Below are 13166 nucleotides of genomic sequence, written 5' to 3' on the forward strand. Positions count from 1 at the left end.
CCGAGTCGGCTCGTGCCCAACACCATTTGAACGGGACGACTCATCATGGCTGATACGAGCTACATGGCACGAAAATCCGTCGCCGATATTGTAGGAAGCGCCGACGCGGAAGAAGGCCACGCACTATCGAAAACACTCGGCGCAACCAGCATCACGGCGATGGGCATTGGCGCGATCATCGGCGCCGGCATCTTCGTTCTCACCGGCACCGCCGCGGCGCAATTCGCCGGCCCGAGCATCATCCTGTCATTCGTACTCGGTGGCATTGCGTGCGCGTTCGTCGGCCTCTGCTATTCGGAGCTGGCAGCGATGTTGCCCGTATGCGGCAGCAGTTACACCTACACGTATGCCACGCTGGGTGAAATTTTCGCGTGGATCATCGGCTGGGACTTGATCCTCGAATATGCGATGGGCGCCGCCACTGTCGCGGTCGGGTGGTCCGGTTATATCGTGAGCTTGCTGCATAACGTGGGGATCAATATCCCGCCCGATCTAGCCACCGCACCCGGCACCATCATCAAGCTACCCGATGGCACCACCGCGACAGGCATCATCAATTTGCCCGCGATCGTGATCATCGCCATTCTCACCACCATGCTCGTGCTCGGTACGAAGGAATCAGCACGGCTCAACAACGTCATGGTGGCGGTCAAGCTGACCGTGGTGGTGGCCTTTATCGCGCTCGGCGTGTTTTTCATCAAGCCGGCGAACTGGCATCCGTTTATTCCCGCGAATACTGGCGAGTTTGGTAACTTCGGCATGAGCGGGATTCTGCGTGGCTCGGCCGTGGTGTTCTTCGCGTTCATCGGATTCGATGCGGTCTCCACTGCAGCACAGGAAGCGAAAAAACCGCAACGGGACATGCCGATCGGCATTCTGGGGTCGCTGATCATCTGCACCATTTTGTACATCCTCGTCGCGGGTGTCCTCACTGGGCTCGTACCGTACGCTGAACTGAATGTTCCTGATCCGATCGCCAAGGGCGTGGATGCGATTGGCCTGAACTGGTTCTCGATTCTGATCAAGATCGGTGCGCTGACAGGACTGACCACTGTGATCCTCGTGCTGCTGTACGGGCAGAGCCGCATCTTCTTCACGATGTCGACGGACGGCTTGCTACCGCCTCTTTTTGCACGAGTTCATCCGCGTCTTCAGACGCCTCATTTGAGTCAGATTCTGATTGGCACGGTCGTCGCGATCGTGGCGGCGCTCACTCCGATCAGCGTGTTGGGGGAGATGGTTAGCATCGGCACTTTGTTCGCGTTCATTCTTGTGTGCGGCGCTGTGATCTATTTGCGGCGCAGTGACTCTGATGCTACACGCCCGTTCCGGGTTCCTGGTGTACCGATCGTGCCGGTTCTGGGGATCCTGTTTTGTCTGTTGCTGATGGCCGGGCTGCCGCTCGTCACGTGGGTGCGGCTTGTCGTGTGGCTTGTGATCGGGATGACCATTTATATTTCTTATGGTCGCAATCATTCGAAGTTGCGCTTTCCTGAGCGGCACTGAGAGGGCGGTGGCGCCGGGGCGGCGCTACTGCAAATATTTCTCACATATCGATGAAAAATGCTCGTTTGGTGGCTGAGGTCTGCCTTCGTAGACTGGGAGTGTGAGTGGTAGCCGCGACGATGCAGTACGGCGTGGCTACTCCTGGTTTATGAGGAGGTTTGTCGTGGATATGACCTTGTTCGAGATTCCGGCCGTGGTGGTTGTTTTGGGTATCGTTGGTGTCGTGGTGGTTAGGGCGTTTGCCTCGTCGCGCGTGGATGGCATCGACGTTTTTATGCGGCGGCATATGCCCGATGAGCGCGAGAGGAGTTAGAAGGAGTTTTTTTCCGCATCAAAGCTTGCCGCGTTCTGCCGGCACTTGATAAGTTGCTCGCGGTTGATTCGGGCGATCGTCCCCTTGTCAGTATCTGATATGCTGCGGCCTTGCTTGCCGTCGCGCTGAGTGCCGCGCAGCAATTTCCATCCGCCGTCCGACTCGGGGTTGGATCGTGATCGCGCGGCGCATCCTATCTCGCTGTCGCGTGACATCGAAATCTAAGCTCACGACCCGTCTCCCCAGCGTCTGCCCAATACCTTTCAAACGTGACATCGACATTCGCCATGAGTTATGATAGGCGTTTGCCGTCGTCACCTTCTCGGATCTGATTCGGGCACACTTCACACGGTAACAACTTAATCAAAGTCATCGCACCGCTCGCGTGTGATGGCGTAAATCACATTGCGGAGGTACGCGCGCTATGGCCGGCAAGGTCCCTCTGTTTTCCATTGAAGCCTCGAATCGCGGCATCGATTTGGCTGGTGCGTTCAACCGCGTGGCGAACAGTCACTGGTTCATCCTCGGCAATGAAGTGACAAACTTCGAGCGGGAGTTCGCCGCGTATATCGGCGTCGATACCTGCGTTGCACTTGCTAATGGAACCGACTCGCTGGAACTCGCGTTGCGGGCTCTAGATGTAACGTCCAACGATTCCGTGGCGCTCGTGGCAAACGCGGGTTTTTACGGCAGCACGGCGGTCAATGCGATTGGAGCGCGCGCCCTTTACGTCGACGTCGATGCTTCGTCGCTGAACATGTCGCCGGCCGCCCTTCGCGACCTGCTTTCGCGCGAGAAGCCCAAGGCGATTCTCGTTACGCATCTGTACGGACAACTCGCAGCTATCGAAGAACTCGTAGCGATTGCCGCACAAGCCGGCGTTCCTGTCATCGAAGATTGTGCGCAAGCTCATGGCGCAATGCGCGCGGGGCGTATTGCGGGAAGCTTTGGCGCAATTGGCTGTTTCAGTTTTTATCCGACCAAGAACCTGGGCGCACTAGGTGACGGCGGTGCAGCCGTATGTTCGGACCCGGCGATCGCAGAGAAGCTGAAGATGCTGCGTCAGTACGGCTGGAACGCCAAATACAGTGTAGAGCTGGCGGGCGGCCGAAATAGCCGTATGGACGAAGTGCAGGCGGCGATCCTGCGCGAGAAGTTGCCGCACCTGAACGACTGGAATTCGCAACGTAAAGCCGTGGCGCGGCGATACAACGCCGCCTTCAAAGATCTACCGGCCAGGATCGCTTCATCCGTGGATGCGGATTACGTTGCCCATCTCTACGTCATTCGCGTGCGCGACCGTGATTCGTTTCGCGCGTATCTTGGCGAACAGCAGATCGCAACGGAAGTGCATTATCCGATTCCCGATCATTGGCAGACCGCTTACACAAGCCGGTCCGCTTCACCCCGTCAACATTTGCCGGTGACGGAACAGAGCGCGGCCGAGATCGTCACGTTGCCGTGCTTCCCGGGAATGACCGAGGCGCAGGTGGATCGTGTCATCGAATCCGTTTGTGCTTATTTCGCACGTGAGTCCGCGCAATGAATCAACCAAAGAACCGCACATCGCAGATCGGCTTCGACGATTTCCGGCGGCTCGCGAGCGACGACTCGTTGTCGAAATACGAGCGGATCGGATTTCCGGACGACTATCGTCAAGGTTTCGAGAGTCACATTTTCGCGGACATCGTCGGCAAACTGGACAACCTGCAACTTCCGAAACAGAACGTGCTCGACATCGGCCCTGGATGCAGCGATCTTCCGGGCATGCTGATAGGTCTTTGCGAGAAGAACGGCCATTTGCTCACTTTGGTGGATAGCGAGGAAATGTTGCAGCAACTGGACGATCGGCCATTCATCACGAAGGTTGCAGCGCGCTACCCCGATTGCCCTGGCGTCATCGACGGACTCAGAGAGACGGCAAATGTCATTCTCTGCTATAGCGTTCTGCAATATATCGTGCTGGAGGCGCCGTTCTTTCGTTTCCTCGACGATTCGCTGTCCTTGTTGGCGCCGGGAGGTCAGATGTTGATTGGCGACATACCGAATGTATCCAAGCGCAAACGTTTCTTCTCCAGCGAAACGGGCGTCCGTTTCCACAAGGAGTTCATGCGCACCGCCGACGATCCGGTCGTGAGCTTCAATCAGATCGAGCATGACCAGATCGATGACTCCGTCGTCTTCTCGATTCTCGAGCGGGCGCGATCCGCTGGGTTCGATGCCTACGTGCTGCCGCAAGGGCGAGCGTTGCCCATGGCGAATCGCCGCGAAGACATCTTGATCCAACGACCGTAAAAGCGACGCAAATGGAAAAGACCCGAGACCTGGTTATCGTTGGCGACAGTGCATTCGCCGAAGTTGCGTACGAGTACTTCACGCACGACTCGGAGTACAACGTGGTCGCTTTCGCCGTCGAATCGGAATTCATGACGCGCGACCGCCTGTTCGATTTGCCGGTGGTGCCGCTGGAGCGGCTCGAAGAGCTTTATCCGCCCGAGCGGGTCGACTTCTATGCGGCAATTGTCTATTCGCAACTGAACCGGCTGCGTGCGCGCCTTTATGAAACGTGCAAGGCGAAAGGCTACAAGCCCGCAAGCTATATCAGTTCGAAAGCGTTCGTGTGGCCAAACGCGTCGATCGGCGAACATTGCTTTATCTTCGAGAACAATACCGTCCAGCCGTTTGTCCGTATTGAGGACAATGTCGTGCTCTGGAGCGGCAATCACATCGGGCATCATACGAAGGTGGACAGTCACTGCTTCATCTCATCGCAAGTCGTGATTTCCGGGTTTTGTACTATAGGGCGCCATACCTTCATGGGTGTCAACTCGACGGTCAGCAATAACGTCAACATTGGCGAAAGTAATTGGATTGGACCCGGCGTTTCGATCTCGAGTGACACGGAACCTGACAAGCTCTACGGCGGTGTCAAAAGCGAACCCGCAAGAGTAAGCGCTCGCCGCTTCTTCAAAGTACGCGCGGACTAAAAATGGAATGGAGAAAGCTGGGCGTCGTCTGGTGCCCGACCGGTGACCTTTGGTGGGCCCGATCCCATGCATCGTGTCCGACGCCGCTGTTTCTGGACGACGGCACATTGCGCATCTACGTGCAAGGGCGTGACGAAAAAGGTATTGGCCGCATTGGCTTCGTCGACGTTGACGCCGGCGATCCAACGCGCGTGCTCCGCGTATCGCCGGACCCTGTCCTCGACGTTGGCGTACCGGGTGCCTTTGACGACAATGGTGTATTCCAGACATGCGTGCTCGCGCTTCCAGACGGCACGTTGGCAATGTACTACGTCGGCTTTGAGATTTGCCATCAAATCCGCTACCGCTTGTTGACTGGACTTGCCATCAGTCACGATGGCGGCGAGACGTTCCAACGTCTTCGAGCTACGCCGGTTCTGGAAAGATCGCCGCATGAGCTGCATATTCGTGGCGGCCCATTTGTCATGGCCGAAGGCGGCGTTTACCGCATGTGGTACGTCGCAGGAAGCGAATGGGAGACGCTGGAAGGAAAAGCCATGCCGGTCTACGACCTCCATTACCTGGAGTCCCCGGATGGGGTCATATGGCCCGAGGCGGGCAGTCGCGTCTTCGAAATGAATCGCGATGTCGAACACGGGTTCGGCCGGCCTTACGTTGTCAAGAAGCATGATGGCTACCAGATGTTCTATAGCGTGAGGAAGAAGCAGCCGCTGGGTTATCGGATGGGCTACGCCGAATCGCCCGATGGCCGGCACTGGACGCGGCTGGACGAACAGATGGGACTGGACGTTTCCGCATCCGGCTGGGACAACGAGACGGTCGAATACGCCGCGGTGGTCAATGCCGGCGACAAGACTTTCTGCTTTTACAACGGCAACGACTTCGGCGTGACGGGCTTCGGTGTCGCGGAACTGATCAAGTGAACATCAATATCGTCGACTACAGCGCTGAACACGCTCAAGCATGGGATGACTGGTGTCGCGAATGCGACAATGCAACGCTGTTGCACACGCGACGCTTTCTGTCATATCACGGTGCACGCTTCGAAGACGCTTCCGTCCTGCTAATGAACGAGGGGCGTTTGGTGGGTCTGTTTCCAGCGGCGAAGGCGGCCGGCGATTCGGACATCGTCGTGAGTCATCCGGGCGCAACATACGGCGGCATTGCACACGCCGGATGGCTTCATGGTCAACGAATGATCGACGCGATCGGCGCGTTGAAGGATCACTATCGCAACCGTGGTATCCGCAAACTGGTCTACAAAGTGGTCCCGTTTATCTACGCGCGGGTTCCCTCGCAAGACGACGTGTATGCGCTTTTCCGGCATGATGCGCAGCGCGTTCGATGCGATCTGTCCTGCACGATCGATCTACAGCACCAGCGGCCCGTCAGCGAGCGTCGAAAGCGTGCGAGGCGTAAGGCGTGCAAGACCGTCTCGTTGCGCGCGGCTATCGATGACCTGCCCGCATTCTGGGCGGTTCTGACCGAAACGCTCGCGCGCCGCCACGAGGCTGTTCCGGTTCACACGGTCGACGAAATCGCTCTGCTGGCCTCGCGCTTTCCCGACGAGATTCAGCTTCGATGTGCCGTTATGGATGAAAAAGTGATCGCGGGCGTCCTTTTGTTCTGCTCGAGGAACGTGTGGCACGCTCAATACATCGCGTCCAATGAGAGCGGCAATCAGGTTAGCGCGCTCGACGCGGTGTTTGGCGCCGCCATAGAAGAAGCCCGCGCTAGTGGAGCACGGTATTTCGACTTTGGAACGAGTAATGAATCAGCAGGCCAGGTACTGAACGACGGACTGTTCCGATTCAAGTCCGAATTTGGCGGCGGCGGTGTAGCCCACGAATATTACGAATTGGCGATTTGAGATTGTGAGTCAGAAAAAAATATCCTTGATCGTTCCGGTGTACTTCAATGCCGGAAGCCTGCCGCACCTATTCCCGCAGCTTGTCGCGCTCGAACAGGGCCTGCTCGCCCGCGATATTCTGCTTGAGCTTATCTTCGTCGATGACGGCTCAAAAGATAATTCCCTGGAGCTGTTGCTGGAGTTCAAGAACACCCGGCCGGCCACCACCGTCGTCAAGCTGACTCGCAACTTCGGGGCGGTTCACTGTTCGAAGACGGGCTTCCGCTTCGTGACGGGTGACGCATTTATCGTCGTTGCTGCGGATCTGCAGGACCCGCCTGGGCTGATCAATGAGATGGTCGACCGGTGGCTGGCCGGATCCAAATTTGTTATTTGCGAGCGCGTAACCCGAGATGATCCGGTCGTGTCGAAGATCTTCTCGCGTATTCACTATAAATTGCTGCGGGCACTCGTCATTCGCGACTACCCCGACGGCGGTTACGACATGGCGCTGATGGACAAGGCGCTATTGCCCCATCTTCTGAACAGTTCGAAATCAGTTTTTACGCCGCTCCTCGCTTATTGGCTGGGCTACGAGCCGAGCGTGATCACCTATCACCGCCCGGCACGTCGCCACGGCAAGTCCGGTTGGACGTTTGCCAAGAAATTTTCAGCATTTCTCGACATCATGCTGGGTTTCTCAATCACGCCAATCCGGGTGATTTCGGGCGTCGGCGCAGTCATCTCGGTGTGCAGTTTCGTCTATGGGCTTGTCGTCGTGATCGGCGCATTCCTTCACAACATTTCCGTTCCTGGATTTGCGACGATCGTCTCTCTGATCTCTTTCATGCTGGGACTCGTGATTGTCATGCTCGGCTTGATCGGTGAGTACTTGTGGCGGATTTTCGAAGAAACGAACCGGCGCCCGGAGACGGTCATCGAGCAGGTCTGGTAAAGATGAGGTTCAAGCGATTCCTGGTTTCGGGCGTGATCAATACGCTTGCCACCTACATCCTCTACCTGCTTTTGCTGCAGTTTCTTCCTTACACGTGGGCCTACACAATCACGTACGCGGCTGGTATCGCGTTGGGTTACCTGCTAAGCGCAAAATGGGTATTCAAAAAGAATCTGAGCGTACGGACCGCAGCGTCATATCCGCTGGCTTATCTAATCAACTATGCGATCGGAATAGGTATATTGAGGTTCTGCGTACATGTGCTGCACGTTCCGACGCAGGTCGCGCCACTCATCGTCGTTTGTGTGACCGTTCCCGCGATGTTCATTCTCACCCGCGCAATCTTCCGTGAGTAGGTCCATGACTACTATGCCTGCCATTTCCGACTGCAAGCTCTACGAGCTGCCGAAGATCACTGATCCACGAGGCAACCTTACGTTTATCGAAAGCGATAAACATGTGCCATTCGCGATCCAACGTGTTTTCTACTTATACGACGTTCCCACTGAAGAAAGCCGGGGTGCGCATGCGCACCATACGCTGAATCAGTTAATCATCTGTCTCTCGGGCAGCTTCGACGTCGAGGTCGACGACGGCAAGAACCGCACGCGCATCCATTTGAATCGGCCGTGGAAGGGCCTGCACGTGCCCCCGTTGATTTGGGCGGCAGAGGTCAATTTCGATCCCGGCTCGGTCGCGCTGATTCTTGCGTCCGATATGTACAATGAAGCCGACTATATCCGAGACTACGATGACTATCTCGCCCTGATGAAAGATCTAGCGTCAAAGCAGGATTGACTGAATGTACCGCAGCGTAACATTGAGATCAGAACCAACGTCAGGCGCACACAGCCAACGCATAGGGCTAATCGCCGCCGCTTTGTTCGTCGTGCTCGTCGTTGTAGTGCTGCGACTGGCGGTAGTCGGTGGCTATCCGTCCACGGACGAAGGCATCTACGGGTACTACGCGCTGATTATTCATGACCGATTATCGCAAGACCTGCGTCTTCCGAATGACGGCATGTTGATGCTCTACCCGTTAATGACGTCTTTCGTCTACTCGCTGAACGTCAATCCCATTTTTGCCTTTCGACTGATCGACATCGTTCCGGACGCGCTGGCCGCCGTCTTGATGCTGCGAATATCAGCACGTTTGAGTGGAAGCCTGACCGCGAGCGCGCTCATCACCGCGCTGTTTTTTGCGCTGCTGAACCACCCGGCATTCATTCAATATGGGTTCAAGAACAGCTTCTTCATAGCGCTGTGTCCGTTGCTCTATGCGGTGATCCTGTTCTTGTCCGAGCAGCAAGCCAGTTCGTCCAGGTACTTAGCCATGGGCGTACTCGTCGCGCTCGGCGTACTTTTGCGGGAAACGCTACTTCTCTTCGCCGTGTTGGGGGCAGTTACCATCTTCGTGGAGCGGGGCACCCGCGGGCTGAAGCACTACGTTGCAGGCGGGCTGGCGGCTGGATCACTCATACTTATCCTGGCAATCGCCCTTCGAGGCTCCGGCGGCGTATCCAGCCTTATAGCCGGCTATGTTGACACTGGCGCTGGTTATGGAGCGTTCGGCGATTTGCGATTGAAGCTCTTCAAGTCGAGCGGGCAACTCGCTGCGCAGGCTGCTGCCGCAGGGCTGGTCATGAGTTTGGTGGCAACGGCATGCATCGTCATCGCGTCGATTCGCGGAAGAACAACGGAATATCTGAAGCCTTTCGCTTTTTGGGCCGCTGTCACCTTGATCCCCTTCGTTGAACCGCTCGCTAAGCTGGGTTTTCCTTATCATTTCTCGTGGTCGCTGATCGGCCTGTGCGGCATTACGAGCTTGGGTTGGAGCACTTGCCAGTTTGCTGGCCGGGCGCAAAAGCTCATTTGTAGCTGTTTGTGCATTGGCGTCTCTTTACTGCTCGTATGGCCTCAACTCAACTTTCAACGCAGCATCTTTTGGGGACTTACCTACCCCGCGCTCAAGGAGACGCACGGGAAATATTGGGCCGACGAGTCGATTCCGAATAGCAACTATCTGCTCTTGGCCGATGAGATCAAACGCGTTGCTCCTGCCAACGCCACGCTGAGTTCGAGCGCTGCGATGCTGATACTGTATCCCCTCACCGGTCTCCGCCCACCGTGTTACGGCGTCAGTAATCTGACCGTTACGGCTGTCACGCTGCACTTCGACGAAAAGGCCGTAAAACGAGCCATCGAGAGTTGCCCGGCCGATGTGGTCGTCGCGACCGAGAGAGACTTGCCTGGTAGTTCGGCCGTCACGCAAGCGATCCGGGAGCTCCCGCAATATCGGCCCGCTGGCAGGGTTGACGCATCGACTGCCCGAGATTACGGAAACTCCAGCGCAGAGTTGTTTTTGCGCCAGCGTTGACACGAATGAATGGGCTAGGGGAGCACGCAAGAGAACCCTGGCGTTGCAGCTTAAGCTCCCACAATGCCACCATGACGCCCGTTCGCCTGAGTCAGCACAGCATATGCAAGCGGGCGTCTATCCTGCGACTTCAGGCGGGGCGGCTCTGTACCGATGTGAAACGGTTCTTCAAAAGCAGGAAAGGACGCTCGAGAAGCCTATACGAAGCGTCCGCTAGCAAGACCGTGACCACGACGGCGACAGCGAATCTCGAGAACCGGTTATGCACTTCAAGCTGATCCAGGACTTTGGCGGTCTCTGTCAGCGCAAAAATGTGGAACACATAGATCCCGTACGAGATCTTTCCCAGATGGCGCATAGGACGGCAACCGAACGCTGCCCGCAGCTTCGATGACATCGAGACCGCGTAGACAATCAGACAGCACGCGAACGCCATGACGGGATAACCAATCACCTCGCAGACTCGCGAGATACCGGGCGGCCCCATCCATACGAGCGCCGAGAGTATCAGCAAAGCGGCAGTAGCAGAAAGCAATGACTTGTGCGTCCGCAAATCCGTCGATGCGCCGACTGAAGTGCCGAGACCCATGAATATGCCGAACAGAAACGTGTCGGCTCTCAGCGGTGAGACCCATACGAATGGATGACTACGGCCGATCAGCACGACGCCGAGACGCATCAACATAAAGCCTACCGCCGCCGCAGCGAGCGCCATTTTCAAGCCTCGCACGTGACCACGCGAAAAGTACGTTGCAGTTGCGATGGGGATCAGCAAATAAGCCTGCTCTTCGAGCGCGATCGTCCACAAATGCGACGAGAACGGAAACGGCGTATATCCGTGATACGCCGCCTCGATGTTCTGGGTAAAGGTCAGATGGGACACGTACCAGCCGAACAGCTGCACAGTGCCTTGATCGCCCCAAATCAGCCCCCAAAGCAGTGCGAGTGTGACGAATGACAGATAGAGCGGCCAGATGCGCAAGGCCCGACGAATATAGAAGTTGAGGATGCTGACGTCGCCCGTCGTTTCTCGTTCGATAAGCAGAAGGCGTGACAGAAGAAACGCACTTAGCACAAGGAACAGATCAACCCCGAACCACCCGAGGAAATTCCTGAACGCAGCTATCGACGGCTCCGCCAGAAGATCGCTGTGATGCACGACGACTGACAAAGCAGCGACTGCCCTGAGGCCGTCGATCCAGGGGAGATAGAAAGTCTTGTTGCCGTTTGCCATGGTGCTCGTTCGGATTGAGCGGCAATGGTAACAAAAATGATGGCGGACGCACTTTTCCGTGAAACGATTCGCCCGGAGACAGAACAACAATTGCCTGGCAAGCCTTATTTCCCAGATCCGAAAACTAGAGTTAGAGTTGGTTTGCTGGGCGATACGACTGCGTCGGCGGGGCCATCAGATTTTATTGTGGGCAAGCCCACGTCTTAGCGATCATCAACCAAGGACAGTTTTGCGGTGGGCGCGAAGTTCTGGCTCAAGGTGTTCAACGAACTGAAGACGCGCGGATGCCAGGACATCCTGATTGCCGTGGTCGACGGCTTGAAGGGACTGGCCGAGGCGATCGGCGCAGCTAATCCCCGCACAACCGTGCAGACCTGCATCGTGCACCTGATCGCAACAGTCTGGAGCACGCCAGCTACAAGGATCGCAAGGCTGTCGCCACGGCGTTGCGCCAGATCACGATACCCCGAGCGAGCAGGCCGCACAGCAGGCCCTGCAGGCCTTCGCTCAGGGGCTCGCTGACGTGGGCGACTATCACTGCCCAACGCAAAGATAGTGATGCAAAGCTCTCGAACGGAGACGCGTCGGGCGCCGAGTCGGCCAGCAACCAGGTGGCTGCCAAGGAGATGGTCAAGGTCGCCATTGCACAGATGTCTCAGGGAAAGCTCGATGATGCCGAGAAAGAACTGAGCGATGCCGCGGCTCGCGATCCGAAGCAGTCGCTGGTCTACTACAACATGGCGGTGCTGAGGCTGAAGCAGGGTCGTACAGACGACGCGTTCAAGGAACTGGAAGCCAGTTTTCTGAACGGGTTCTCGTACTTCGACGAAATGCAGAAGGACCCCGATCTCGACGCTATCCGGAACGACCCGCGCTTCACGGCGTTGATCAAAAAGTATCGTACGACGACGTGAACATCTCTAGTTGTCGGCGAGCCGCCGCGCTGTGCGCGGCGTTAGCGATTGTCTGCGGATGTTCGAAATCCGTTGGGCCGTCGATCATCGGCCACTGGCATGCTGAACGCGTTGCTTTCGATAGCGTGCAGTTGCCGGTTGGCCTTGATATCGTAGTGTCGAACACGCAGATCGTCAGTCCCGACACGGGGGCAAGCCTTCCGATCAAAGGTATTGAGGGAAAGAAGGATGCTGTGACGATCGATTTGTCGTACGGGGTCGGATTTACGTTTTACTTCGATGGCCCTGACCGGATGTATCTGAAGATACCTCTCGTTGGGCTCGTATACTATCGTCGCGTCGTCGAGGACGTTCACGCATCGGCGTTACCGACTAACGCTACAGAGACTTCGGCAAATGGGCTCGGCTCCGCGACGCAAGCTCCGGTGTTGAGTAAGCAGTCGGCGGACGTGGAAGTAAGGAAGAGTGAACCGAAGAACGTGAACGCCGAACCTCCTGAAGTTATACCTGCTGCTCAGCGTTATCGCGTTGGTGAGCCGACTGTTTCGCCTTCTGTGGGCATGGACAAAGTCGTGACTGGAGGCGGGGTCGCGCTGGCCAAGCTCGCGTTCGCCGCAGCACACGACGGGGACTACGATGCCGCCATTAGTCGGCTTAGCGATGCGTTCAAGTCAGGTTATCGAGGGTTTGCTTTTCTCGACAGCGCCCCGGAGTTGAGCGGCTTGAGGGATGATGTACGTTACCGTGCTTTGGTTGCTCGGTATCGCTGAAATAGGAGTAGCACGTTTCGACAATGAAGGTGGTGACTCAGGGGCTGGAGTCGCACAGATCATGACCTGTTGTCGACGCTTGATTCGAGGAACAAGTTATCGGCCTAGGCCGTCATTGGGACGGGCTCGGTTCTACGTCAGCAATGTGGCTGATTGCCGACGATGGCGGCATCGAGCAACCCGGTGGCATCATCCTGCATCAGTGAACTCACACTCCCGACCTTAAGCGGCCCTTCGACTCGATGCGAGGGCTATGGCAGC

Annotated in this window: 15 protein-coding genes and 1 pseudogene; 14 read left to right on the forward strand and 2 right to left on the reverse strand. The window is 56.8% G+C overall.

What is annotated here, in order from left to right:
* The first annotated feature begins 45 nt into the window (after positions 1–45).
* Positions 46–1506, forward strand: coding sequence for an amino acid permease (locus P0D80_RS24515; protein WP_408178554.1), 1461 nt, complete (start codon positions 46–48; stop codon positions 1504–1506).
* 163 nt (positions 1507–1669) lie between these two features.
* The gene (locus P0D80_RS24520) at positions 1670–1819 is read left to right on the forward strand and encodes a hypothetical protein (RefSeq protein WP_181309363.1); all 150 of its coding nucleotides are present in this window, start codon (positions 1670–1672) and stop codon (positions 1817–1819) included.
* Here the strand turns inward: P0D80_RS24520 and P0D80_RS24525 are convergent.
* Positions 1816–1962, reverse strand: coding sequence for a hypothetical protein (locus tag P0D80_RS24525; protein ID WP_408178555.1), 147 nt, complete (start codon positions 1960–1962; stop codon positions 1816–1818). The two genes, P0D80_RS24520 and P0D80_RS24525, sit on opposite strands and share 4 nt — an antisense overlap.
* Before the next feature lie 281 nt (positions 1963–2243).
* Between P0D80_RS24525 and P0D80_RS24530 the strand changes: the two genes are divergently transcribed.
* The 9 genes from P0D80_RS24530 (at position 2244) to P0D80_RS24570 (ending at position 9987) form a co-directional block, all read left to right on the forward strand.
* A complete protein-coding gene (locus P0D80_RS24530; protein WP_408178556.1) occupies positions 2244–3365 on the forward strand; it encodes a DegT/DnrJ/EryC1/StrS family aminotransferase in 1122 nt (373 codons plus the stop codon).
* Entirely contained in the window at positions 3362–4114 is a 753-nt protein-coding gene (locus P0D80_RS24535; protein ID WP_408178557.1) for a class I SAM-dependent methyltransferase, read from the forward strand. The genes P0D80_RS24530 and P0D80_RS24535 overlap by 4 nt, the downstream gene beginning before the upstream one ends.
* Positions 4115–4125: 11 nt before the next feature.
* A complete protein-coding gene (locus tag P0D80_RS24540; protein WP_408178558.1) occupies positions 4126–4806 on the forward strand; it encodes an acetyltransferase in 681 nt (226 codons plus the stop codon).
* A 2-nt stretch (positions 4807–4808) separates the two neighbouring features.
* The gene (locus P0D80_RS24545; protein ID WP_408287101.1) at positions 4809–5729 is read left to right on the forward strand and encodes a glycoside hydrolase family protein; all 921 of its coding nucleotides are present in this window, start codon (positions 4809–4811) and stop codon (positions 5727–5729) included.
* A 272-nt stretch (positions 5730–6001) separates the two neighbouring features.
* Positions 6002–6676, forward strand: a complete 675-nt coding sequence (locus P0D80_RS24550) for a GNAT family N-acetyltransferase (RefSeq protein ID WP_408287102.1) — start codon at positions 6002–6004, stop codon at positions 6674–6676.
* Between the two features lie 25 nt (positions 6677–6701).
* Positions 6702–7610 carry a glycosyltransferase family 2 protein gene (locus P0D80_RS24555; RefSeq protein ID WP_408178561.1) on the forward strand — a complete coding sequence of 303 codons (909 nt, stop codon included), beginning with the start codon at positions 6702–6704 and terminating at the stop codon, positions 7608–7610.
* A gap of 2 nt (positions 7611–7612) precedes the next feature.
* On the forward strand, positions 7613–7966 hold the full coding sequence (locus P0D80_RS24560) for a GtrA family protein (RefSeq protein ID WP_132383866.1): 354 nt from the start codon (positions 7613–7615) through the stop codon (positions 7964–7966).
* 4 nt (positions 7967–7970) lie between these two features.
* The gene (locus P0D80_RS24565) at positions 7971–8408 is read left to right on the forward strand and encodes a sugar 3,4-ketoisomerase (protein ID WP_408178562.1); all 438 of its coding nucleotides are present in this window, start codon (positions 7971–7973) and stop codon (positions 8406–8408) included.
* Between the two features lie 4 nt (positions 8409–8412).
* On the forward strand, positions 8413–9987 hold the full coding sequence (locus tag P0D80_RS24570; RefSeq protein ID WP_408287105.1) for a glycosyltransferase family protein: 1575 nt from the start codon (positions 8413–8415) through the stop codon (positions 9985–9987).
* A 130-nt stretch (positions 9988–10117) separates the two neighbouring features.
* Here the strand turns inward: P0D80_RS24570 and P0D80_RS24575 are convergent, their stop codons facing one another.
* Complete coding sequence (locus P0D80_RS24575; RefSeq protein ID WP_408287107.1) at positions 10118–11221, reverse strand: acyltransferase family protein; 1104 nt, start codon at positions 11219–11221, stop codon at positions 10118–10120.
* Positions 11222–11458: 237 nt separating this feature from the next.
* Between P0D80_RS24575 and P0D80_RS24580 the strand changes: the two are divergent.
* From P0D80_RS24580 to P0D80_RS24590, 3 genes and pseudogenes are all read left to right on the forward strand, one after another.
* Positions 11459–11735 (forward strand): annotated as a pseudogene (locus tag P0D80_RS24580) (transposase); the annotation flags it as partial.
* 97 nt (positions 11736–11832) lie between these two features.
* Positions 11833–12135: a tetratricopeptide repeat protein gene (locus tag P0D80_RS24585; protein ID WP_408287109.1), complete on the forward strand. Its 303-nt coding sequence runs from the start codon at positions 11833–11835 to the stop codon at positions 12133–12135.
* Positions 12132–12905, forward strand: coding sequence for a hypothetical protein (locus P0D80_RS24590; protein WP_408287111.1), 774 nt, complete (start codon positions 12132–12134; stop codon positions 12903–12905). The genes P0D80_RS24585 and P0D80_RS24590 overlap by 4 nt, the downstream gene beginning before the upstream one ends.
* Positions 12906–13166 lie beyond the last annotated feature (261 nt).

This window comes from Paraburkholderia sp. RL17-373-BIF-A (assembly GCF_046030175.1).
Taxonomy (GTDB): Bacteria; Pseudomonadota; Gammaproteobacteria; order Burkholderiales; family Burkholderiaceae; genus Paraburkholderia.

Bases quoted from the DNA above. Each gene is read 5' to 3' on its own strand.
- P0D80_RS24515 (WP_408178554.1), top strand. From the start codon at position 46: ATGGCTGATACGAGCTACATGGCACGAAAATCCGTCGCCGATATTGTA.
- P0D80_RS24530 (WP_408178556.1), top strand. From the start codon at position 2,244: ATGGCCGGCAAGGTCCCTCTGTTTTCCATTGAAGCCTCGAATCGCGGC.
- P0D80_RS24535 (WP_408178557.1), top strand. From the start codon at position 3,362: ATGAATCAACCAAAGAACCGCACATCGCAGATCGGCTTCGACGATTTC.
- P0D80_RS24540 (WP_408178558.1), top strand. From the start codon at position 4,126: ATGGAAAAGACCCGAGACCTGGTTATCGTTGGCGACAGTGCATTCGCC.
- P0D80_RS24545 (WP_408287101.1), top strand. From the start codon at position 4,809: ATGGAATGGAGAAAGCTGGGCGTCGTCTGGTGCCCGACCGGTGACCTT.
- P0D80_RS24550 (WP_408287102.1), top strand. From the start codon at position 6,002: ATGATCGACGCGATCGGCGCGTTGAAGGATCACTATCGCAACCGTGGT.
- P0D80_RS24560 (WP_132383866.1), top strand. From the start codon at position 7,613: ATGAGGTTCAAGCGATTCCTGGTTTCGGGCGTGATCAATACGCTTGCC.
- P0D80_RS24565 (WP_408178562.1), top strand. From the start codon at position 7,971: ATGACTACTATGCCTGCCATTTCCGACTGCAAGCTCTACGAGCTGCCG.
- P0D80_RS24570 (WP_408287105.1), top strand. From the start codon at position 8,413: ATGTACCGCAGCGTAACATTGAGATCAGAACCAACGTCAGGCGCACAC.
- P0D80_RS24575 (WP_408287107.1), bottom strand. From the start codon at position 11,221: ATGGCAAACGGCAACAAGACTTTCTATCTCCCCTGGATCGACGGCCTC.